Source organism: Micromonospora sp. NPDC048999, from assembly GCF_040649295.1.
GTDB lineage: Bacteria > Actinomycetota > Actinomycetes > Mycobacteriales > Micromonosporaceae > Micromonospora.
This window is the reverse complement of the sequence record NZ_JBEZFI010000005.1, coordinates 156,323-177,993: the sequence shown is the minus strand read 5'-3', so window position 1 is coordinate 177,993 and position 21,671 is coordinate 156,323. Positions and strand designations below refer to the sequence as shown.

General features: G+C 73.2%; 19 protein-coding genes and 1 pseudogene. 11 read left to right on the top strand and 9 right to left on the bottom strand.

Annotation, left to right across the window (positions count from 1 at the left end):
• Window positions 1-4: 4 nt before the first annotated feature.
• Window positions 5-2,575: an FtsK/SpoIIIE domain-containing protein gene (locus tag AB0C02_RS10145; protein ID WP_357543200.1), complete on the bottom strand. Its 2,571-nt coding sequence runs from the start codon at window positions 2,573-2,575 to the stop codon at window positions 5-7.
• A gap of 269 nt (window positions 2,576-2,844) precedes the next feature.
• Here AB0C02_RS10145 and AB0C02_RS10140 point away from each other — a divergent pair, with 269 nt between their 5' ends.
• Window positions 2,845-3,402, top strand: a complete 558-nt coding sequence (locus tag AB0C02_RS10140; RefSeq protein ID WP_357543355.1) for a hypothetical protein — start codon at window positions 2,845-2,847, stop codon at window positions 3,400-3,402.
• Between the two features lie 6 nt (window positions 3,403-3,408).
• On the opposite strand, the gene AB0C02_RS10135 is transcribed toward AB0C02_RS10140, so the two are convergent.
• The 7 genes from AB0C02_RS10135 to AB0C02_RS10105 form a co-directional block, all read right to left on the bottom strand.
• On the bottom strand, window positions 3,409-4,008 hold the full coding sequence (locus AB0C02_RS10135) for a hypothetical protein (RefSeq protein WP_357543198.1): 600 nt from the start codon (window positions 4,006-4,008) through the stop codon (window positions 3,409-3,411).
• Complete coding sequence (locus tag AB0C02_RS10130; RefSeq protein WP_357543196.1) at window positions 4,005-5,177, bottom strand: M23 family metallopeptidase; 1,173 nt, start codon at window positions 5,175-5,177, stop codon at window positions 4,005-4,007. Before AB0C02_RS10130 ends, AB0C02_RS10135 begins: the two co-directional genes overlap by 4 nt.
• On the bottom strand, window positions 5,174-5,731 hold the full coding sequence (locus AB0C02_RS10125) for a hypothetical protein (protein ID WP_357543194.1): 558 nt from the start codon (window positions 5,729-5,731) through the stop codon (window positions 5,174-5,176). The genes AB0C02_RS10130 and AB0C02_RS10125 overlap by 4 nt, the downstream gene beginning before the upstream one ends.
• The gene (locus AB0C02_RS10120; RefSeq protein ID WP_357543192.1) at window positions 5,728-7,614 is read right to left on the bottom strand and encodes an MFS transporter; all 1,887 of its coding nucleotides are present in this window, start codon (window positions 7,612-7,614) and stop codon (window positions 5,728-5,730) included. Before AB0C02_RS10120 ends, AB0C02_RS10125 begins: the two co-directional genes overlap by 4 nt.
• A gap of 157 nt (window positions 7,615-7,771) precedes the next feature.
• Window positions 7,772-11,194, bottom strand: coding sequence for an ATP-binding protein (locus AB0C02_RS10115; protein ID WP_357543190.1), 3,423 nt, complete (start codon window positions 11,192-11,194; stop codon window positions 7,772-7,774).
• 49 nt (window positions 11,195-11,243) lie between these two features.
• Complete coding sequence (locus AB0C02_RS10110; RefSeq protein ID WP_357543188.1) at window positions 11,244-11,606, bottom strand: hypothetical protein; 363 nt, start codon at window positions 11,604-11,606, stop codon at window positions 11,244-11,246.
• Window positions 11,607-11,618: 12 nt separating this feature from the next.
• On the bottom strand, window positions 11,619-11,933 hold the full coding sequence (locus tag AB0C02_RS10105) for a hypothetical protein (RefSeq protein ID WP_357543186.1): 315 nt from the start codon (window positions 11,931-11,933) through the stop codon (window positions 11,619-11,621).
• A gap of 357 nt (window positions 11,934-12,290) precedes the next feature.
• Here AB0C02_RS10105 and folP point away from each other — a divergent pair, with 357 nt between their 5' ends.
• The 6 genes from folP (at window position 12,291) to AB0C02_RS10075 (ending at window position 16,342) form a co-directional block, all read left to right on the top strand.
• Window positions 12,291-13,157 (top strand): dihydropteroate synthase, encoded by an 867-nt coding sequence (gene folP, locus AB0C02_RS10100; RefSeq protein ID WP_357543184.1) that lies wholly within the window; start codon window positions 12,291-12,293, stop codon window positions 13,155-13,157.
• Window positions 13,154-13,513, top strand: a complete 360-nt coding sequence (gene folB / locus AB0C02_RS10095; protein ID WP_357543182.1) for a dihydroneopterin aldolase — start codon at window positions 13,154-13,156, stop codon at window positions 13,511-13,513. The genes folP and folB overlap by 4 nt, the downstream gene beginning before the upstream one ends.
• Window positions 13,510-14,037 carry a 2-amino-4-hydroxy-6-hydroxymethyldihydropteridine diphosphokinase gene (gene folK / locus AB0C02_RS10090; protein ID WP_357543180.1) on the top strand — a complete coding sequence of 176 codons (528 nt, stop codon included), beginning with the start codon at window positions 13,510-13,512 and terminating at the stop codon, window positions 14,035-14,037. The genes folB and folK overlap by 4 nt, the downstream gene beginning before the upstream one ends.
• Window positions 14,034-14,564: a DUF3180 domain-containing protein gene (locus AB0C02_RS10085; protein WP_357543178.1), complete on the top strand. Its 531-nt coding sequence runs from the start codon at window positions 14,034-14,036 to the stop codon at window positions 14,562-14,564. The genes folK and AB0C02_RS10085 overlap by 4 nt, the downstream gene beginning before the upstream one ends.
• A 108-nt stretch (window positions 14,565-14,672) precedes the next feature.
• Window positions 14,673-15,902, top strand: coding sequence for an ABC transporter permease (locus AB0C02_RS10080; RefSeq protein WP_357543176.1), 1,230 nt, complete (start codon window positions 14,673-14,675; stop codon window positions 15,900-15,902).
• Between the two features lie 131 nt (window positions 15,903-16,033).
• Window positions 16,034-16,342 carry a hypothetical protein gene (locus tag AB0C02_RS10075; protein WP_357543174.1) on the top strand — a complete coding sequence of 103 codons (309 nt, stop codon included), beginning with the start codon at window positions 16,034-16,036 and terminating at the stop codon, window positions 16,340-16,342.
• Here AB0C02_RS10075 and AB0C02_RS10070 read toward each other — a convergent pair.
• On the bottom strand, window positions 16,317-17,387 hold the full coding sequence (locus AB0C02_RS10070; protein ID WP_357543172.1) for an ATP-binding cassette domain-containing protein: 1,071 nt from the start codon (window positions 17,385-17,387) through the stop codon (window positions 16,317-16,319). The two genes, AB0C02_RS10075 and AB0C02_RS10070, sit on opposite strands and share 26 nt — an antisense overlap.
• A gap of 2 nt (window positions 17,388-17,389) precedes the next feature.
• On the opposite strand from AB0C02_RS10070, the gene AB0C02_RS10065 reads away from it, so the two are divergent.
• The 4 genes and pseudogenes from AB0C02_RS10065 to AB0C02_RS10050 all read left to right on the top strand — a co-directional run bounded on the left by AB0C02_RS10065 (window position 17,390) and on the right by AB0C02_RS10050 (window position 21,670).
• Complete coding sequence (locus tag AB0C02_RS10065) at window positions 17,390-18,076, top strand: ABC transporter permease (protein WP_357543170.1); 687 nt, start codon at window positions 17,390-17,392, stop codon at window positions 18,074-18,076.
• A complete protein-coding gene (locus AB0C02_RS10060; protein WP_357543168.1) occupies window positions 18,073-18,795 on the top strand; it encodes an ABC transporter permease in 723 nt (240 codons plus the stop codon). Before AB0C02_RS10065 ends, AB0C02_RS10060 begins: the two co-directional genes overlap by 4 nt.
• A 31-nt stretch (window positions 18,796-18,826) precedes the next feature.
• Window positions 18,827-20,001 (top strand): annotated as a pseudogene (locus AB0C02_RS10055) (glycine betaine ABC transporter substrate-binding protein).
• Between the two features lie 157 nt (window positions 20,002-20,158).
• Window positions 20,159-21,670: a hypothetical protein gene (locus tag AB0C02_RS10050; protein ID WP_357543166.1), complete on the top strand. Its 1,512-nt coding sequence runs from the start codon at window positions 20,159-20,161 to the stop codon at window positions 21,668-21,670.
• The last annotated feature ends 1 nt before the right edge of the window (window position 21,671 follow it).

The following is a 21,671-nucleotide window of genomic DNA, read 5'->3' as shown; positions in this document are numbered from 1 at the left end:
CAGTTCACGCCTCCTGCCCGAAGGGCACCAGGACCTGCTCACCGGAGCCGTCCCAGAGCATCGCCCGTCCCGGGCGGGGCCGCCACCGCACCGGCCGGTCGAAGAGTTGCTCCAGCCGGCCGCCCGGCACATCGGTCACCACCACGGCGGTCAGCTTGTCCACCTCGCCCCCTGGGCCGAGCAGCCCGGCCAGCGGTGCCACGGATCGCCACCAGCCGAGCAGGTGCCGCCCGGCCGGCGGCCCCTCCAACAGCAGCGTCCGTAGCCGGTCGGCCGGTAACTCGGTCCCATCCGGCACGTCCAGCCCGAACACCACCAGATAGCCCGGCTCGTCGGCCTCCAGCGCGGCCCGCAGACCCGCCACGTCGACCGTCGACACCTCGTGCCGCTCCGCCAGTTCGGCGGCGAGGGACGCGGCCGGCCCGGTAGACCCATTCGCCAGCGGCGCCAGCACGAAGCGTGCCGAGCCGTGATGCGCGGCCACGCTCCGAACCGCCGTGACCAACAGCCGCTCGGCCTCCTCGTCCCGGCCCAGCACAGCCAGGTTGCGGCCGGCGGCCGGCCCGAGCGGCACGGTCGCCGTGGACCGACGTACGTCCACCGCCCGACCGAGCAGCGCGGCCGGGGCGTGCGCCCGACCGGCCAGAGCGGCGCGGTAGCGCGGATCGTTGGCGAGCAGCGGGCGAGCGTACCCGGCGAAGACCACGGGCGGGACGCTGTCCTCCGGGCGGGCCGACCAGAGCCGCTGCCGCAGCCCGGCGACGACGTCCGAGTCCTGGTGCGGGTCCGGAAACCGGATCATCCGCTCGTGGCCCCGGGTCGCGCCGCGCGGCCCGCCCAGCCCGCCGGCGGTGTTCACCACCGCGCTGCCCACCGGCAGGCCGGCCGCCGCGTCGTTCGTCGGCTCCAGCACCGCCGCACCCCCGGGCAACGCCACCCGGACCGGGAACTGGCCGAGCAGCGGGTCCCGCGGGCCACCGAGGCCGAGGTCACCCTCGCCAGCCAGCACCAGGTGAATTCCGTACGCGCGCGCGGCGCGGGCCAGGGTCTCCAACCGGGCCAGGATGTCGACGGCCAGCCGGTCCCGTTCCCGCAGCAGCAGCGGAAAACCGTCGATCACGCAGACGATCCGGGGCAGCTGCTGGTGCCGGCGCAGCTCAGCGTAGCGCTGCCCGCCCGCCCGTCGGCCCGCGTCCTCCCGGCGGCGCAGCTCCGCCTCCAACTCGCCGAGCAGGTCCGCCACGTACTCCCGGTCGGCGGCCATCCCGGCGGCCCGGACCTGCGGCACCCAGGAGCGGTCCCGTTCGGTCTGCAGGAACTCCACGAAGGACTCGCCCTCGTCGAGGTTCGCCAGATAGAGGGCCAGCTCGCCGGGACCGTACCGGGCGGCCAGGCCGAACAGCACGTTGGTGAGGAACGCCGACCGCCCCGCCTGCGAGCGGCCGCTCACCAGCCAGTGCGGAGTCAACTCGGTGAAACCGAGACTGACCGGCCGGCCGCTGGCGTCGCCGACCACCGTGGCGAGCCCGTCGACGGACTCCGACGTCCACAGCTCGCCCGTAGGCAGCAGGTCGGCCAGGGCGAGCCGGGAGCCGTCCTCGATCTGCCGGGCCAGCCGGCGGCAGACCTCGGTGACCAGTTCCTGCGGCGGGTCCTCCTCGACGAAGACCGGCGAGTTCAGGCCGCCGGGTGGCTCGGCGCCGGGGCTGCTCAGCCCGGCAGCGGGCGGATCGCCCACCAGCGCGTACGCCGTGCGTACCGTCACCGGGGTGGCCTGGGGCAACGGCGCGTCGGCCGGCCAGCCGGCCACCACCAGGTGCAGGCCGGACCGGTGGCCCTGGGCGGCCAGTTCGCCGATCCGGGCGAGGTCGGAGGGGGCGGTGCCGTCGGGCAGGGCGGCCACCATCAGCAGCAGCGTACGGTCGGCGGCTCCAGCGACGGCGTCAGGTCGCGGCGCGGCGTCAGACGCGCCGAGTTGTCGCCGCCCACGTTGCCGGGCGGCGCCGGCGGCCACCCACTGCTCGGCCTCGGCGAGGACCGCTCGGAGCCCGACCACGTCGGTGGCGGGTGGCGGCAGCAGTCCCGCGTCGGTCAGCTCCGCGAACCCGGTGAACGTGCCCTCGGCTTCGGTGCCGTCCACCGCGCGGGCCAGCAGGGCGCCCGTCGGGGTGGCGGCGAACAGACGGAGCAGCAGGGCCCGGAGCAGCCCGGCGACCCGGGGGTCGCGGGCGTCGGTGTCGACGCTCAAATGCCCGCTGCCGAACAACGGAACCAGCGCGGGGAACCGCGCGTCGTCCAGCGGCGCGGCGGTGCCGACCCGGACCACCGACGGTGGGCCGTCCCCGGGCGGGGTGGTCGGGGTCAATGTCCCCAACGGGGCGCCGGCCCAGCCCGGCGCGGCGAGCACCGCCGCCGCCCGGAGCCGCTCCGCCAGCTCGTACTGGCGGTGATGGTCGGCCGGGGCCGGCCGGATCTCGTCGAGAATGCGAGCCGCCGCGGTCGCGATGGCCTCGGCCCGTCGGTGCAGCGCAGCGGCCCGCCCGGCTCGCGCCCTCGGACTCGCCACCGCGTCCACCTCACTTTCCCGAGGCCGACATCTCCTCCCCGAGCTGAGACGGTATCCCAGCCGAAGGGCGTCCTCCGGGATGTCGGTCGGCGCTGCGCCGGTCTTTGCGCCGGCGGTGAGCAGGCTCACCTCGGTGGCGGCGGCGGCCCGGCCGACGGCCCGCCCTGCCCGGCCGGCTTGTCCGCGCCGCCTCCGACCGCCCGGCGGGTCGCCACGATCCAGCGATCTGGGGCATTGGGTACGCGGGGCCCAGCCGATAGCCTCAGAAGGTGGAATCAGTGCAGCCCCCCGCCGGTTCCCAGGTATCCCGCGTACCGGCGCAGCGGACCCCGCCCGAGCAGATGGCGCCCCCCGCGCCGGCTCCGGCGCCGGAACGTCCGCGTCGGCGGCTGCGTACGGTTCTGACCGTCGTCGCCGGGGTGCTGGCGCTGCTCTGCGGCAGCGGTGCCGTCGTCGGCTTCGTGCTGTACGACCGAGCCACCGCCCCGGACCGCAGCGCCCCCGACGTTGTGGTGGACAACTACCTTCGTGCGTTTTTGGTCGATCGAAACGACGTGAAGGCGAATGAGTACGCCTGCGAAGGCCAGGCTGACCTCAACGACCTGCGATTGTTCCGCGATGATCTCGCGGCGCGTGAGAAGAAGTTCGGCACGACGATCTCGGTGAGCTGGGGCGCGTTGAGCGCGAAGCAGACGGGTGACGCCGCTATGGTCGATGTAGCTCTCATTATCTCGGCGTATTTCGATGGCATCTCTCAAAGCGACCGGCAAAGCTGGCGGTTCGGAATTCGGCACGGCGACGGTTGGCGAGTCTGCACGGGGCAAAGGACCGACTGAGCACGCTCACTCGATCCATAGCAGGTGGACCGGGACCTCCAGGGTGGTCGGTGCCTGGCCGCGCCACGCCCAGCGGTACCACTCCACCTCGGCTGCCACGCGGACGCAGATGTCCCCGTCCGTGCCGGAGTAGGTCTCGGTCACCGCTCGGAGGTCGCGCTGATCGGCCGCTCCCGTCACCTGCACCACGCGCCGGCCGGCCACCGAGTCCGCCTCGAAGACCGGGGTGGGCGCGCGATGGGCGGGCGCGTCGAGGGAGACCAGCCGGAGGCCCGGCTCTGCCGGCCGGCTGGCCGGCAGACGTTCGCCCACCGTCTCCACCCAGACCCGCTCCACCGGTACCAGCGGTGCGAACACCTCCACCTGCTCGGACTCGGCGCGGTACCACTCGTGCTCGGCGATGACCGGCACGTAGGTGCGGCTGCCCTGCACGACCCGCTCGTCGGCGCGGAGGTCACCACGCCAACCGAGACCGGGTAGGCCGACCAGCACCCGCTGGCCGCGCAGTTCGATCCGGCCGGTGGCGGGCACGATCTCAATGGGCCGGGGCGGCAGCGGCGCCCAGTCGGGCTGATCCGCGAAAGGGTCGGGCAGCGGGTCACTCACGCCGTGTCGCCCAGTGGTGCGCCCCGGTCCCGCATGAACGGCACCGGGTTGATCGCGCCCTGGTTCGACCGGTCGCCGTTGACGTGCACTTCGAAGTGCAGGTGTGGGCCGGAGGAGTTTCCACTGGTCCCGGAGAGGCCGATCACCTGGCCGGCCCCTACCGACTGTCCGGGCACCACACGGGGGCGCTCCACCATGTGGCAGTAGCGGGTGATGTAGCCGCCGGCGTGCAGGATGTCCACGAACCAGCCGCAGCCACCCTTGCCCGGCCAGCCGTCCCGGTCGCAGTCCCGTCGCCCTGAGAAGTCGGGATCGCAGCGGGCGACCAGCACTCGACCGGCGGACGCCGCGTGGATCGGGGTTGCCTTGCCCGTTGCGATGTCGACGCCGTTGTGGTTGGGGCGCTCGGCGGTGCGGAAGCCGGAGCCGACGCCACCAACGATCGGAGCGGTCCAGCCGGAAGCGGCGATCCGAGCGCCGGCTGCGGCATCGCAGACCGCCTTGCCGGCGATCTCCACGGTGCGGGCGGCGCCACCGGCGAGCGCGTCAACGATCCGGCCGGCCAGGTCCTCGTGCTTGGCGTACGCATCGGGAAAGGCACTGACCTGGACCTGCTGTGCCACCACAGTCAGCGGTCGCTGCTGCCAGTTCGGCACCTTGAGCAACTTCTCGTAGAACTTCCGCGCGGCGTACGAAGGCGTCATCCGCTGCTGGACGCTGCCCCAGCCGGGCCGCTGCTGGAACAGCCCGAGCGAATCATGATCGGAGCCGACGCCGTCGTGCGGCAGCATCCGCGACGCCGGCACCGCGCTGTTGGCCAGGTTGCGCAGCGCGGATTCCTGCATCGCGGTGGCCAGTGCGATCACCCAGCCGCGAGCGGGCACGTGCATGTCCTGGCCGACCTTGATGATGATTGCCGCGTTGCGGAGCTGGCCATCGCCGTACTCGCTGAACCGTGGCATGTCCCCGGTGAGGTCGACCTGGTAGGAGGGGTCGCAGGCCAGGCCGGCGGTCAGCCTTGTCTGGTCGTCGCCGCCCAGCTCGGTGAGGAAGAATGCCCCGGCGCCGCCGACGCAGCAGAGCAGGGTGAGCACCGCGGTCACCGCGGCGGCCACGGCGCCCAGCCGCAGCTTCCGCCGGCCCGTCGGCTGGCCCGTCGCCGCGCTCATGGCCGCGTCCAGTCGACCGCGTCCACCAGCCAGTGACCGTCGGGTGCCACCAGTTCGAGCCGGAGCTGACCGTTGTCGAGCGGGATCAGCGCCTCCACGAAGGACTCCGTCCGGGGTCGAAGGGTCACCTGACCGACGACCCGTCGAGCGGGCACGCGCTCCGGGTCCGCGTCGGTCAGCTTCTCGGTCAGCGCGGGCGTGGAGAGCGGCCGCAGGCGGGCCTGCCAATCGTTCGCACTGCTGCCCGGGCCGGTCAGCCAGGCGGCGGTGAAGCGGTCGGCGGCCTGTTCGGGGGGCAGGTCACCCGGGGGGGTCCTGGGGGTGGGCACTCCCGGGCTCGACAGCACCCCGTCGTCACCGGTCTGCGGATCGACTGTGCTGATCGGCTCGCGCGGCCGGTTGTTGAGGCCGGACGCCGGGTCGATCGGCTCGGACACCAGCCGTGCCGCGCCGATCACGCCGAAGACCAAGGCGGCGATCACGAGCGCGATGCCGAGCCGGGACCTCAGCACCCGGGTGAAGAGGAACTCCAGCGCTCGACGCATCGGTTTCACCGTGCCTCGGAGCGCACCCGGGGCGCCGGTTTGGCAGGTTCCCGGCCGGCCGAGTCCGGCCGGTAGATGGCGAAGGAGGGCGCCTCCTCCGGTACGTCGGGTTCGGTCCAGCTCGCCGGCTGTCGGCGCTGGCGTGGTGCCGGTCGTCCGCCCTTCCGCTCGGGCGCGGGAGCCTCATCGACCCCTTCCCGTCCGTTCGGCCGCTCTCGTTCGGTGGCCGTGGCGGCGTGCGACGGGTCCTCGTGCCGGGCCTCCGGCCGCAGGCTGCTCTGCTCGAGCGCCACGCCGCGTCGCCGGCCGGTCCGGGGCTCCGCGGTGCCGCCGGGCTCGGCCACGTCCAACCGGGCCGCGATTCGCATGTCGCGGAAGAACCGGCGGTGCCACGAACCGGCCGAGCTGATCGCCTCGCTGCTGTCCTTGCCGCCTAGTTGGGTGATCCGCCGGTAGGGGCGGAGCAGCAGCCAACCCACCACGCCGCAGAGCCAGACCAGGACCACCTGCAGCCAGCCGGGCAGGGTCGGGGTGTTCATGATGAGGTCGACCGCGAACAGGTAGATGGCCGCGCCGGTGCCGAAGATGGCGATGTTGAAGATGGCCGCCACCACCGCGTTCGCCAGCCGGCGAAGGCCGGCGCTCGCCGGACGCATCAGACCGACCGTGCCGAGGATCGGCGCGGCGATCACCGCCCAGCGGAAGATCAGGAAGCCGAGCAGCACCAGTAGCGAGGCGGTCAGGTCGAACATCGCGAAGAGCAGCGAGGCCAGCACGGCGATGAAGCCGGCCCCGACCCGGTCCATGTCCCGGACGCCGGTGAGGTACTCGTACGCCTCCGGGTCTTCCGTCTTGATCTGCTCGGCCACGCGGGCCCACTGCTGCTGCTTGGCCTTGATGGTGGCCTCGCGTGTCGCCGGGTTCTGGCGGAGCTTTTCCGCCTCCTCCCAGGAGAGCGACTTGGCGTCGTAGAGCGCCAGTCCGTACTTCTGGGCGGTCTCACTGTCGGCCGAGCCGAGCACGCCCCGCAGCCAGTTCCGATAGAGCATTGTTTCGGTGGCGGTGTCGCTGGCCCGGACCGCAGGCGGGCGCTTGTCGACGCATGCATCGGGATTTGGCAGCACACACTTGTCCGCCGGGATGTCCCTGGATGCCGGGCCGACGGCGTCGTGTACGACGCCGAGCGTGGTGACGAGGGCGTTGTCGGCGATGTTCGCCGACTTCACTGGCCAGGCCGCCAGCGCGGTCACCGCCACCATCACCAGCACCGCCCACCCGGCCGTGGTCATCGCGTTGCTCATGTCCGACTGGCGGGAGCGCCACATCAGATAGAGGCCGACCACACAGAGCGTGATGATGCCGAAGACGCTGAAGACCTTCTGGTAGACGGCCTTGGTGGCCTGCTCCACCAGCGGGTCTGCCCAGCGCCACATCGAGCGCGGGTCCCAGGCTCGTTCACGTAGCGCGTTGGACGCCCCGATCACCGCGTCGGCGAACATGAACTCGCCGTTCGCGACCATGTTGGTGAAGCGGTAGTCCGGATGGAGGACCGACGATGCGCAGCCGCCGTCGATGTCGTACGTGGTGTAGCTGTATCCGGCGTAGCCGTAGTCGCTGTAGAGCCCCTTCGGCCCGGGCAGCTTCGCGGAGTCGGGACGCGACGCGAACCAACCGGCCAGGCCCGAGTCCGGCGCGCTGGGTACGGGGGCGTTGCGGCAGGTGACCTGATCGTCAGCAACCGAGTGCAGTTTGGCGACGCAGGCGCGGAAGTCGGCCTGCCACTCCTTGGTGGTGCACAGCTCAGCAGGTGCCGGGGTGGGCTCGGCGGCGTACGCGGGTGTGGCCCCGACCAGCGGCCAGGAGATGGTGGCCACGGCGAGTACGCCGAGCACGAGGAGGAGCGCAGTGATCCTTGCCCGGGCCCCAGGCCGTGTTTCATGAGACCCTGCCCGGCTGCGCCGGACCCAGACGACGGCCGGCGGCGTTGTCGGACCGCCGCCTGGGCCTCGGCTCGCTCGGGCGTGCCTCATGAAACACGGCCAAGCCATGTCACGCCTCCAGATCAGCCAGGACGGTCGGCAGTGCCGCGGCCGACTGGGCGACCGCAGCGGGGGTGGTGTCCAGGTGTTCCAGTAGCCCGTCGACGTACGACACGTCGACCCGTACCTTCTGCACGCGCCCGTCGACGTCGCGCATCACGAACTCGCGGAAGCCGAGGCGAGCGGCCGAGCCGGAGTCGGCCTGGGACAGCGACGCCAGGGTGGCTTCGTAGCCGTCGTCGACCGGCACTCGGAGCAGGCGCAGCGCCTCGGAGGCGATCTCGTTGTCCTCGGCGATCCGGCCGACGAACACGGTGGAGACCAGGTTCTGCACGTCGAGGCCGAGGATGTCTTTCGGGTTCTGCGAGGCGACCAGGGCGGCGAGGTTCCACTTGCGGGAGTCGCGGGCGAGGCGGACCAGGAACGACCGCCCGGAACGCCAGCCCTCCATGAAGTGGGCCTCGTCCAGGCCGACCAGCTTGCGTGAGGACATCGAGCCGCCGTAGCAGCGTCGAACGGCGAGCCGGTGCGCGGTGTGCAGCATCGGCAGGGCGAGCGCCTCCTCGGCCGACCAGTACTCGCGCTCGATCTTGAGATCGGGCAGCCGGAGCCCGGCCATGGTGATCACGGTGAGCGCCGCGTCGGCGCCGAGCAGGCCCTCCGGCGGGCGGCCGAAGAAGAGCATGGCCAGCGGCATCTCGGCGGTGTCCAGCAGGAGGTGCGCCAACTCCCGGCCGGGCTCGTCGTCCAGCTCTTGCAGGCAGGCGACCACGTCGTCCAGGGTGGAGGTCTCCTCGGCGGGCACCTGGCGTACGGCGTGCCGGAACAGGGTCGCGGTGGACGCCTCCCGGGCCACCTGCGGCGGCACCAGCATCATGCAGATGTCCTGCACCAGCATGCGGCGCTCGGCCCGGGCGTTGGAGATTGCGATCTCGAACTCCCGGTCGCCCGCCGTTCCCGCGCTGAACTCGCTGCGCAGCGGCGTCGGGATCAGCGCGTACGGGGCAAGAGTGCCCTGCTCGGAGCCGGTCAGGTTGAGCACCCGCGAGTACGGCGCCAGCTCCGGCATCGCGCACAGCCGGGCCAGCGGGCCGGACGGGTCGAGCAGGGTCACCTGGACGCCGCGCCGGGCGGCCAGGTAGCCGAGCGCGCCGAGCAGGGTGGACTTGCCGCCACCCGGTTCGGCGACGAAGACTGCGAGGCCGGAGCGCTCGCGCACCTCCATGGGGAAGTGCAGGTCGAGGAAGACCGGCCGGCGGCAGGTGCCGGCGGTCCGACCGATCAGGTCACCGCGCCGGTCGCCGACCGTGGAGGCGGCCTGTGGCAGCGCTGCGGCGAGCAGGTTGACCGGCATCCGCCGGACGTAGCCGGTGTTGGCGATGGGCTCGCCGGGGATGAACTCGCGGGCCAGCCAGTCCTGGTTCTTCGGGTGCTGGAGCGAGATCCGCAGCTCGCGGGAGTAGAGCTGGATGAGCCGGCGGGCCCGCTCCAGGCACTCCTCGCGGGTCCGGCCGCCGACCGCGATCCGGTGCCAGCCGTGGGCCCGGGCCGAGTCGACCGGCAGACCGGTGGTCATCTCGTCGCCGATCACCAGGGCACGCTTGGCGAGCCGTTCCAGCTCCGGCGGCGCGTCGATGCCGTGCTCGGCGTAGTCGAGCTGCTGCGACCGGATCATCCGGAGCCGGTGTTCCAGGTTTCGGAAGGAGTCGCCTGAGCCGAGGATGTCCACCCGGGTCGACAGCTCCATCGGCCACGGCAGCCGCTCGTGGAAGTGCAACCAGGGCTCGTGCCGTTCGGGGATCTCCAGCGGTTCCATCCGGCCGACCGCGAGCACGGCCACGTGCCGCTCCTCGCCGGTCATCCGGTTGACCAGCTTCACGGTGGAGCCGTACGGGGTCCGGTAGCGCTCCACCTGCTCGGTGAGGGCGAGCAGGTCGCCCCGCTCCCACCGGCTGTCGGTCACCGGGGAGAGGGCGCCCGGCGGTGCCATGCAGAGCGCGACGGATCGATAGAGCAGCCACTCGAGCTCCTGCGCGGTCACCCGGCGCCCGCGCATGCCGAACGCTCCGAGCACCTCGTCGAACTGCTCGACGGTACGGCCCAGCTTGCGTCGTTCGCCGTCGGCGGTGCCCCGACCGAAGGCGCGCAGCAGCCGTTCGGTGAGCGAGTCGCCCAGCGACCGGCGGGCGAAGGTGACGCCCAGGTAGGTCTGCCCCTCCGCGTGGTTGACCGCCATCAGGTGCCGCTGGGCGGCGACCAGATGGTCGGCCCAACCGGGTGTGCCGGGCACGTCGGCCAGCGGCGACGCGGTGTGCGCGTCGATGGTGCGCGCCCACTCGTCGGCCGGGAAGGGCCGGGTGGTGCGGCGCAGGTGCAGCCGGAAGCCGGCCAGGCCGGCGTACTGCTCGGAGATCGCCGAGAGCAGTGCCTCCCGTTCGGCGTCGGGGCGGAACGCCCAGCGCACCTCGGGCAGCCAGTACCAGGCGGTGACGGTGTTCGGGGTGAAGGTGAGGTGGCCGGCGATCTCGGTGATCGCCAGCTCGACCGACGGGTCGCGGTCGCCGAACTTGATCTTTGGTGGGCGTACCCGGACCGGCTTCACGGGCTTGCCGCTGCGCTCCGCGGATCGCTGCCGTGGCGGCGTCATCTCCCGGGTGGCGGAGGTGGTGACCTCGCGGCCGCGCGGCCGGACCCCCTCCACCGTGCCCCGATCGCCTCGGCGGGCCGGAACGTCGACCGTGGATTCCGGGTCGGCCGGCTCGGGTTCGGTGGTCGGCCGGAGCGAGGGGAGCCGCTCGCCGGGCTGGTGCGGCACCCGGGCGCGGGTGGCGGGCTCCGGATCGGGCGCGGTGCGTCCGGTGGGCCGGTCCGGCGGATCGGCACGGTGCCCGGCGTCCGACCCGTCGCGGGGGTGGCTCACCGGGCGTACGCCGGGGGCGGTTTCCCCCGGTCGGGCGGCGGGCGGCTCGTCCGGCGGCTCGTCGCGGCCGGCGGGTGGGGGCGGCGTGACCGGCTCGGCCGGGGCTGCGGGCTGGTGCGGAATCGGCGGCGCCTCCCGCCCGATGCCGCGACGGGGTGGCGCCACCACCGGGGTCGGCTCGGCCGCGACCGGCGGGCTCTGGTTCGGGGGGCGGCTGGCGGGACGCCGTACGCCGGGCTGCGCGCCGCCGAAGAGGTCGAGGAACGGCGAATCGATGTCGGGGTTGTCGCCGACCGTCGGCACCCGCTGCTCATGGCCGGACGCGCGCGGCGCCGCCGGTCGGGGCGGTTGGAAGACCCCGACCCGACCGTGCCCAGGGCTGGTCACCAGGGCCGGATCCAGGGTGGCCTCGTCCAACTCCTCACCCTGTGGGTAGTCGAACGATCGCGCTCGGTGACCGTGCGGGCCGGCCGGACGTCCGGCCGGGGAACCCGGCGTGGAAGAGCGACTCATGCGACCGCCTCACCCGCGTCGTTCGGCTGCGCCATCGGCGTACGCCCGGTCATGCCAGTTCCTCCCGGATCCTGATCCGGCTCGCCACCAGGCGCGGGTCGCGCTGCTCGGCCGCCGGCTCCCGGGTGCGTCGCCAGTCGGTCAGCGCGGTCCGGATGACCATGCGCGCCGGCCGGTCCGGGTCGACGTGCCGGAAGATGAACGAGGTGGTCACGATGGCGAGGGCGATCTCCCAGGCCGGGAAGAGCTCGACCTGCAGCGTGAACAACCAGTGGACGAACATGTAGAGGGGTACGAGCAGCATGAACACGCCGTACTGGGCGTACGGCAGGTGGACGGGAAGGGTGTAGCCGGGCGGCCCGAGGTAGACGAGACGAGCCCGGTAGATGTCGTCGTCGGTGCGCAGCCGCATGGTCGCCCGCGCCTACTGGAAGATCAGGTTGATCAGGTAGTCGCCGACGAAGAAGAGTGTGGCGGCGCCGGCGATGAAGGCCAGACCGACGATCGCGATGGCGGAGCTGGTCAGCACCTTGGAGATCTCGCCCCGGCCGGCCCGCCCGATGAAGATGACGCCGAGTACCGCGAGCAGGATCGGCGCGATCTTGCTGGCGAAGAAGGTGACGACGCCTTCGGTGTTGATGCCCTTGGGGGCCGGCTCGGCGAGTGGAGTCGACGCCAGGGTGTGGAGCGCGTGGTCGACGGTTGCGGTCACCGTCCCCATGAGCTCGATGGCGATCACTGAAACCTCCCCATGTCGCGGCCGGCGGTGCCGCATGGTGCAGTAGGCAAACCCGGCGGGATGGTGCTCAATGGGCGCACAGTGTCCCCCAACGCTGCGTTCGTCAGCCACCACGGAGAGTGGCGGGCTTTGGGGGGATTTCTCCCGCTTCGGCCCTCCCTCCAGGCTTCGCCATGTCGATGCCGGGCAATTCCAAAGCGTACGGGCCGGGCACCTTTGCGACAAGCCGCGAAGACTCGACCGGAAGTGGCCCGGACGACCGACCGTACGCCTGTTCCAATTCGCATGTCAGGGCCTTCGCTGGTGGCGATCCCCCGGGCCGCCGGAAGCCCCGCCAGCGCCCGGTACTGTCGGGTCGTGACCGAGCTGGTAGGGGCGCAGGCCCCGGTGGTGATGGGCGTCCTCAACGTCACGCCCGACTCCTTCTCCGACGGCGGCAGATACGCCGATCTCGACGCCGCCGTCGGACACGGGGTGCGACTCCGCGCCGACGGCGCGGACCTGGTCGACGTGGGCGGCGAGTCCACCCGGCCCGGCGCCGACCGGGTCGACGCGGAGTCCGAGATCGCGCGCGTGCTGCCGGTGATCCGCGCGCTGACCGCAGCCGGCATCCCGACCAGCATCGACACCAGCCGGGCCCGGGTGGCCGAGGCGGCCCTCGCCGCCGGCGCCGACGTGGTCAACGACGTCTCCGGCGGTCTCGCCGACCCGGACATGGCCCGGGTGGTCCGCGACGCCGGCTGCCCCTGGGTGCTCATGCACTGGCGGGGACACGCCCGCGAGATGCGCGACCTGGCCACCTACACCGACGTGGTGGCCGAGGTCCGGGCGGAGTTGAGCCAGCGGGTCGACGAGGCGCTCGCCGCCGGGGTCGCCGCTGAGAAGATCATCATCGACCCCGGGCTCGGCTTCGCGAAGACCGCGGCGCACAACTGGGCCCTCAGCACCCGCCTTCCCGAACTGGCGGACCTGGGTTTCCCGCTGCTGTTCGGGGCGAGCCGCAAGTCATACCTGGGCCGGCTGCTCGCCGACTCCGACGGCACCCCGCGGCCCACCTCGGGTCGCGAGGCGGCCACCATCGCCACCAGTCTGCTCGCGGTGGCGGCCGGCGCCTGGGGCGTACGCGTGCACGACGTTCGGGGCACGGCCGACGCGCTGGCCGTCTGGCGGGCCACCGGCAGCCCGCGCCTGATGCTGCCCGCCGCCGGGGAGGGAGACCGGTGACCGACCGGATCGAGCTGACCGGTCTCCGCGCGCACGGCCGGCACGGGGTCTACGACTTCGAGCGCGCCCAGGGGCAGGAGTTCGTGGTGGACGCGGTGCTCGAACTCGACCTCGCCCCGGCCGCGCGCTCCGACGAGGTGACCGACACCGTGCACTACGGCGAACTGGCCGAGAAGCTGGTCGCGGTGATCACCGGCGAGCCGGTCAACCTGATCGAGACGCTCGCCGACCGGTTGCTCGCGGTCTGCCTGGCCGAACCGCTGGTCGCCGCCGCCACGGTCACCGTGCACAAGCCCGAGGCCCCGATCCCGCACGCCTTCCGGGACGTGGCCGTGACGATGCGGCGTACCCGGTGACCCGGGCCGTGCTGTCGATCGGCAGCAACCTTGGCGACCGGCTCGCCCACCTGCGCACGGCGGTGGCCGCGTTCGGCGATGCGGTGCTGGTGGTGTCCGGTGTCTACGAGACTGCCCCGTGGGGGGACGCCGACCAGCCCGCGTACCTGAACGCGGCCCTCATGGTCGCGGACCCGGCGGCCGGCCCGCGCGACTGGCTGGCCCGGGCACACGCCGCTGAGGCGGCGGCCGGGCGGACCCGCGACCCGCAGCGCCGGTACGGGCCGCGCACCCTCGACGTCGACGTCATCGCGGTGTGGCACGAGGACGGGCAGCCGGTGCTCAGCGACGACCCCGAGTTGACCCTCCCGCACCCCCGTGCCCAGCTGCGGGCCTTCGTGCTGCGGCCGTGGATCGACATCGAGCCGCACGGCCAGCTGCCCGGGCACGGCTGGCTGACCGACCTGCTCAACGCCGAGCCGTTGGCCTCCGACGCCCTGGAACTCGGCCCTCGACCGGATCTGACGTTAGAGTCGGACGCATGAGTCAGGCGCAATCCCCGCGCGACCCCGACCGTTTCCGGATGGGTCCCACCCGGATCTCGACGCTGTTCGTGGCCGGCCTGGCCGCCGCGGCGGTGGCCTGGCTGCTGATCAGCACCTTCTACTACGAGGTCGCGCCCAGCCTGCCCTGGCTGCCGGTGGTCACGCTCGCCGGCCTGGCCGTGCTGGAGGGATACGCGGCGGTCAACACCCGCGGCAAGATCGAGGGCCGCCCCGGGCGGGAGCCGCTCAACCCGCTGCTGGTTGCCCGGTTCGTGGTGCTGGCCAAGGCATCCGCGCTGGCCGGCGCGATCTTCGCCGGTTTCTACGCCGGCCTGACCGGCTGGCTCTTCATCGAACACACGAACGCGGCCGTCGGTGACCGGCCGGCCGGCCTGAGCGGGACCGTCGCCTCACTCGCGCTGGTCGCCGCGGCGCTCTGGCTGGAACGGGCCTGCCGGGTGCCGGAGCAGAAGGACGACGAGGACCACCCCTCCGGCGACCGCGAGAGCCGGCCCGGGCAGCGCTGATCCGGGAGGGGTTCCCACCCACCCCACCCCGCGGGTACCGTCCCTGGCGACCGGAGAGCAACGGCCGCCGCCGGTCCGCCGCGCGTCGGACCCTGTGCGGCCGGCGACGTGGGAGGCGCGGCCATGGGGTACGACGAGACGGGCCGGGGCGCGCCGGCGGAGTCGTCGTCGAATGTGCCGGCCGCCGTACTGGAGAACGTCTTCGACGACCCGGCGCACGGCGAGCCGGGCCGGGACCGGGTCGCCGTACACGTGGTCTGGGAGGTCCTGCTGCTGGTCGGGCTGGCCACGGTCACCTGGCTGCTGTGGCGGGACGACGCGGACGCGCTGCGCGGGGACGCCCTCCGGTCGCTCCTGGTCGACGTGGCGGGGTTCGGGCTGCTCGCCCTCGCCGCCGGGCTGAGCCTGCGCACGGCCGTGGTGAACCTGGCGATCGGCCCGGTCGCGTTGGCCGCCGCGCTGCACTTCGCCGAGCAGGGCGACCGGGGCCTCGGGGAGGTGCTGCTCCCGGCGTTGGCGGTGGCGGCGCTCGGCGGGCTGGCGCTGGGGCTGGCGGTGGTGGTGCTGCACGTGCCCGGCTGGGCGGCGAGCCTGGCCGGCGCGGCGGGCGTCATCGCGTACATCGAGCGGCGTACCGATCCGGTGCCGGTCCAGGGTGGCTACGACCCCCGGCCCACCGCGATCTACCTCTTCGTCGGCTTTGCCGCGCTGGCCGTCCTCGGCGGGCTCTTCGGCGCGATGCGGCCGATCCGACGGCTGGTCGGACGGTTCCGGGCGGTCGCCGACCCGGCCCGCCGCCGGGGCGGTGTCGCCGCCACGGTGGCCACGCTTGCCCTGATCGGCTCCACCGTCCTGGCGATGCTCGGCGGGGTGCTCCTCGCGGCGAACCGGAGCGGCCCGATCACGCCGGGCTCCGGGCTGAACTGGTCGGTGCTCGCGGTCGGCACCGCGCTGCTCGCCGGCACCAGCGCGTACGGCCGGCGCGGCGGGATCTTCGGCACCCTGTTCGCGGTCAGCCTGGTAACGGTCTTCCTGATCTGGTCCCGGGCCGGGGGCTGGACGATCAACCGGTGGGCCATCGGCGGCGCCGTGCTCGGGGTAGGGCTGCTGGTCACCCGGCTGGTCGAGAGATTCGGTCGGCCGCGTTCGGCCGCCGACCTGGAGGCGGGACCGTCCGGCGACGGCACGATCAGCACCGGCTGGGCGCTGACCCGGCCGCCGGAGCCGGCCGACGCCTGGCCACCGGTGCTGCCGGTGCAAACCACCGAGACCCTCGATGCGTGGCAAACCCCGCGCTGGGAGCACGAACCGCGTCGCTGGGACGCCGACGACCGCTGACCGCGACGCGTCCGGCGGGCCGAACCTGATCTCGCCGGTTAGGCTCGGCGCATGAGCGAGCGTCAGCGAGCGAATCATCAGCACAGGCCGGTCGCACCTCATGCCGTCGCCGAGCGAAGCGAGGCGGTGGCATGACCGGGACTCCTGCCACCGGGCCCGGCGGCCGTACCTTCGACGAACTCGACAAGCTCTCCACTGAGGAGCTGCGCGAGCAGGCCTTCGCCCTGGCCCGGCACCGGCGTGACGTCGGGTTCTTCTGGTCGGTGCTGCGGCACCTGCCCAACGCGGATGAGGCTGCCGCCTTGGACGGCGCACCCAACTCGGTCGGGCCGACCGTCGACGAGGCGAACGCCCTCTGGCGGGAGCTGACCGGCCACGGCTACCAGGAGGCCGCGCCGCTGCTGCGGGCCGCCTTCATCGACTACCTGATGAAGCACTGACTGATGAAGCACTGACCGCGGACGGCCGTTCGCCGGCGGGCGGGGCCGGTCGGTCGGCCAGCGCGCCGAGGTCGAGCAGCCGAGACCGGCTGAGCAACCCGACCGGTTGGCCGTCCTCGGTCACCACGGCATGCTCGGCGGCCGAGGTGAGCAGCGTGCCCAGCGCGTCGTACGCCGAACCGCCCAGCGGCACCGCCGGCAGGCCGGCCGGGGCGCCGGCCGGGAGCGGGTCGAGCGCGTCCCGGGTGACCGGGGTGACCGCCAGCCGGCGGATGCCCCGATCGGCCCCGACGAACTCGCGTACGAACGGCGCGGCGGGTGATCCGAGCAGGGCGGCGGGGGTGTCGTACTGCTCCAGCCGGCCGCCCTCGGAGAGCACCGCGATCCGGTCGCCCAGCCGTACCGCCTCGTCGAGGTCGTGGGTGACCAGCACGATGGTCTTACGGACCTCGGCCTGAAGCCGCAGGAACTCCTCCTGCAGCCGGGTCCGCACGATCGGGTCGACGGCCGAGAACGGCTCGTCCATCAGCAGCACCACCGGGTCGGCGGCGAGTGCGCGGGCCACCCCGACCCGCTGCCGCTGGCCGCCGGAGAGCTCGTGCGGGTAGCGGCGGCCGAACTGCCCCGGGTCGAGCCCGACCAGTTCCAGCAACTCGTCAACCCGTTCCCGGGTCCGCTGCCGTGGCCAGCGGAGCAGACCGGGCACCGTGGCCACGTTGGCGGCCACCGTCTGATGCGGGAAGAGGCCCACGTTCTGGATGACGTATCCGATGCGGCGGCGCAGTCTCACCGGGTCGACCTGGGTGACGTCTTCGTCGCCGAGCAGGATCCGGCCGCCGGACGGCTCGATCAGCCGGTTGATCATGCGGAGCACGGTCGACTTGCCGCAGCCCGAGGGGCCGATCAGCACCACCAGCTCGCCGGCTTTCACCTCCAGGCTGAGCTCCCGCACCGCCTCCGTCCCGTCCGGGTAGCGTTTGCGGATGTGTTCGAGGGTGATCGATGCGGCGCCGTGTCCGGTGGTGGCTCCCGGGGTAACGTTCACGCGTGTCCCTTCACCTGAGTCACCGGACCGCGCCGGGCAACCCGTGGTTCTCCTGGCAGTACGTGCGGGACAACTCTGACACGATCCTGGCCGCGCTGCGCGAGCACACCTGGCTGACCGCCCGGGCCGTGCTGCTCGCCGCGCTGGTGGCGCTGCCGTTGGCGGTGGTCGCGTACTGGTTCCGTTCGCTGGCCGGGCCGGTGCTCGCGGTGAGCGGTGTGCTGTACACGATTCCGTCGCTCGCGTTGTTCGCGTTCCTCGGACCGACCCTGGGCATCGGGGCGGTGACGGTGCTGACCGTGGTGGTGTTGTACGCGCTGCTGACCATCGTCCGCAACGCGCTCGCCGGGCTGCACCAGGTGCCGCCCGAGGTCCTGGAGGCCGCCGAGGGAATGGGCTACGGCCGTTGGGCCCGCCTGTTCCGGATCGAGTTGCCGCTGGCCCTGCCGGGCATCCTCACCGGTCTCCGGCTGGCCACCGTCTCCACGGTGGCCCTGGTCACCGTCGGGGTGGTGATCGGCCGGGGTGGCCTGGGCCAGATCATCTTCGCCGGCTTCCAGAACAACTTCTACAAGGCCCAGATCATGACCGGCACAGTGCTCTGCGTACTGCTCGCGCTGGTGCTGGATCTGGTGCTGGCCGGGGTGGGCCGGCTGCTCACCCCCTGGCTGCGCGGACGCGCCTCATGAACCACCTCCGCGAGGCGGTCGTCTGGTTGAACGATCCGCTGAACTGGACGAACCCGGGCGGCATTCTGGACCGGCTCGGCGAGCACCTGAGCATGTCCGCGCTGGCGGTCCTGCTGGGCTGCCTGGTGGCCTGGCCGATCGGGCTGTGGCTCGGGCACACCGGCCGGGGCGGCGGTCTGGTGCTGCTGGTCTCCAACGTCACCCTCGCCGTTCCCACCCTGGCGCTGCTGACCATCCTGCCCCTGACGTTCCTCGGCTTCGGCCGACCGGCGGTGGTGGTCGCGCTCGCGGTGTTCGCGGTGCCGCCGCTGCTCGCCAACGCGTACACCGGGGTGCGGCAGGCCGACCCGGAGGCCCGGGACGCGGCGCGGGGCATGGGCCTCTCCGGCGGGCAGGTGCTGCGCCAGGTGGAACTGCCGTTGGCGGTGCCGTACCTGGCCGCCGGCTTCCGTACCGCCGCAGTGCAGGTGGTCGCCACCGCGGCCCTGGCCTCCTTCGTCAACGGCGGCGGGCTGGGGCAGATCATCCGAGCCGGCTTCGGGCTGGACATCGCGGCCGGGGGCGGGCAGATCCTTGCCGGCGGGGTGCTGGTCGCCGGGCTGGCGCTGCTGGTCGAAGGGGCGCTGGCGTTGCTGGAGCGGGTGGTCACCCCGCGTCCGCTGCGACGGGCCCGGCGAGCGGCGAACCGTCGTCCGGCCGACGCGACGGCGGGTTCCTGAACCGGGTGAATCGGCGTCGGGTGACGATCCGGTGACGAAATCCGCTTCGGGTTTGTCGGTCCCGTCCGGAGGATATTGGCTGAAGTCGCGGGTGGCGAAAGGGATCGCCCGAGGCAAGAGCGGGCGGCCGATCGGATCGCCTGTCGGACACGCGGCCGGCCCGAGTGGGTCGCGCCGGGACACGGAAGGCGGGCACAGATGCACGCGCGCGCACGCACACGCATGGCCGTCGGGGCGCTCGGCGCCCTCACCTCGGCGGCACTGCTCGCCGGCTGCGGCGACGCCGGTTCCTCCGGCACCGAGGCCCCCGCGCAGGGCGCCTCCGGGGCCGGCTGCGCCCCGGTCGCGGGCGACAAGCTGGTCGTCCTCACCGACGACAAGAAGCTCCAGAACACCGACAACGTCATTCCCGCGATCAACGCGAAGGCGGCCACCCCAGAGCTCGTCGCCGCGTTGGACAAGGTCTCGGCGGCGCTCGACACCACCAAGCTGATCGAGCTGAACCGAATGGTCGACGTCGACCGCAAGACCCCGCAGGTCGCGGCGAAGGAGTTCGCCGACGCGAACGGCCTCGGCCAGGCCGACAGGGGCCCGGGCGGGCAGGTCACGGTCGGGGCCGCCAACTTCAGCGAGAGCCAGCTGATCGCCGAGCTCTACAAGATCGCGCTCACCTCGGCCGGCTACCAGGTGAAGGTGCAGACCATCGGTAGCCGCGAGCTCTACGAGCCGGCCCTCGAGAAGGGCGAGATCCAGATCGTTCCCGAGTACGCGGCCACCATGGCCGAGTTCCTCAACACCAAGGCCAACGGCAAGGACGCCGAGCCCATCTCCTCTCCGGAGCTGGACAAGACGGTCGGCGCGCTGAAGGCCGCGGGCGACAAGGCCGGCATCACCTTCGGCCAGCCGTCGCAGGCCCAGGATCAGAACGCCTTCGCGGTCACCCAGGCGTTTGCCGACAAGTACCAGGTCACCACGCTCTCCGACCTCGCCGCCAAGTGCTCCGGCGAGGCGACGGTGCTGGCCGGCCCGCCGGAGTGCCCGCAGCGGCCGAAATGCCAGGCCGGGCTGGTCCAGGTCTACGACTTCAAGGCCGGCTCGTTCAGCTCGCTGGACGCGGGTGGCCCGCAGACCAAGAACGCGCTGAAGACCGGCGCGGCCAGCGTCGGCCTGGTGCTCTCCTCCGACGCGGCGCTCGCCGCGAGCTGACCCGCGCCGTTCCGGCTCGGCGTGGGAGACGCCGCGCCGCGACCCGGAGCAGTCGCCGGTCGCCGACGGACCCCGGCGGTCCGTCGGCGACCGGGCTCGTCGGGACTGCGCCTGGAAGCGTTCCCTACCGGGGCAAATCTCGGTACGCTGCTCAGCCATGCCCGCCCCGGTCGCTCCCGCCGAGAAACGCACCTCGTCGTCGCTGACCGTCCTGTTCTGGGTCGGTGTGGGGCTCGCGCCCCTGGCCGCGTTGTTCATCCTGGTTGCCGACGGCGGCGGTTCGCTGCGGATCGGCGTGGTGCTGGCGATCCTCGCCGTGGTGCTGATCGGCCTGTCCATCGCGTTGCGGGCCGAGAGCGGTGACGGGGCGGCCGGCACCGAGGAGCTGCGCGACGAGATCGAGCAGCTCCGCCACGAGCTGCGCAGCGAGATAGTGGCCGCCGCGCACCGGGGCAACGAGGCGCTCGACCAGGCCCAACGTACGCAGGAGACGGTCACCGCGCTGCGCCGCCGATTGGACGCCGCAGCCGCCGGGATGGCCGCCGCCGCGGGCAGGCCCGCGCCGGTCGCGGAGCAGCCGCCTGGCGACCGCGCCCGGGTGCCCGCGGCCGAGACGTACGACGAGGGGCGGTCCCGTCACCGTGCTGCCCAGGAGCCGGCACCGACCGGCGGGGGGCGACCCGCCGGCTGGGACGAGGAGGAGCGGCCCCGCCGCCAGCAGCCGGGCGCCCGCTACGACGCCGACCGCCCGCAGCCCGGCGTCTACGGCGCTTCGCGTGCGGCGGAGCCGGACGTCCGCCCGGAACCCCGTCCGGTCGGGGTGGTGCACCACACGGAGACCGTGCACGTCACCACCCGGCACACCATCGTGGACGGCGGTGCCGACCCGGTGGCCGGCACCCACTACGGCGGATACGCCGGCCGCTGGTCGCCGGTTTCGGAGGATCGGCCGGGGAACGGCGTGGATTCGCAGGAGCGCCCCCGGCCCGGGTACCGGGAGCCGGCGGACGACCGCGACCGGTCCGGCGGCGACCACGCCCGGCCCGCCCACGGCGGGTCCTGGCACGGCGGCTCCTGGTCGGGGCCGGCCGACGAGCGCCCCAGGTCGGGGCCGGCCGACGAGCGCTCCTGGTCGGGGCCGGCCGACGAGCGCTCCTGGCCGGCGGCAGCGGAGGGGCCGGCCGACGAACGGTGGCAGCCGGGCAGCCGGGACACGAGGCGGGACGAGCAGTCCTGGTCGGCGGGCCGGGACGGGCGGCGCGACGACCGGGCCGGCCGGGTAGCCGCCGACGACCCGGACGGCGACTACTGGTCGGAGTTGCGCGCCGGCAACCGCTGGGCCTCGGTCCGGGACGACGAACGGGGCCGGGAGATCCGGGTCGGCGAGCGGCACGCCGCAGTGCAGGCCGCCGAGGCGGGCACCGAGTATCGGGTCGAGGACCGCTGGGCGTCCGTCCGCGAGCCCCGCCGTGACCATGGTGCGCCCAGGACGGCCGGGCCCGGCTGGGCGGAGGAACGCCGGCCGGAACTGCCGGCGGGCGGGGTGCCGGTGCCGAACGACTGGCGCCCACCCCACAGCAGCCACCCCGACCGGCGGCCCGACCCTGCCCCACCCCGATACTCCGACGACCCGCCGCGCGACGCCCCGCCCTCGCGGAGATCTTGGTAGA

Bases quoted from the DNA above. Each gene is read 5' to 3' on its own strand.
- AB0C02_RS10130 (WP_357543196.1), bottom strand. From the start codon at position 5,177: ATGAGCGCGGCGACGGGCCAGCCGACGGGCCGGCGGAAGCTGCGGCTG.
- AB0C02_RS10115 (WP_357543190.1), bottom strand. From the start codon at position 11,194: ATGAGTCGCTCTTCCACGCCGGGTTCCCCGGCCGGACGTCCGGCCGGC.
- AB0C02_RS10110 (WP_357543188.1), bottom strand. From the start codon at position 11,606: ATGCGGCTGCGCACCGACGACGACATCTACCGGGCTCGTCTCGTCTAC.
- AB0C02_RS10085 (WP_357543178.1), top strand. From the start codon at position 14,034: ATGAGTCAGGCGCAATCCCCGCGCGACCCCGACCGTTTCCGGATGGGT.
- AB0C02_RS10075 (WP_357543174.1), top strand. From the start codon at position 16,034: ATGACCGGGACTCCTGCCACCGGGCCCGGCGGCCGTACCTTCGACGAA.
- AB0C02_RS10060 (WP_357543168.1), top strand. From the start codon at position 18,073: ATGAACCACCTCCGCGAGGCGGTCGTCTGGTTGAACGATCCGCTGAAC.
- AB0C02_RS10050 (WP_357543166.1), top strand. From the start codon at position 20,159: ATGCCCGCCCCGGTCGCTCCCGCCGAGAAACGCACCTCGTCGTCGCTG.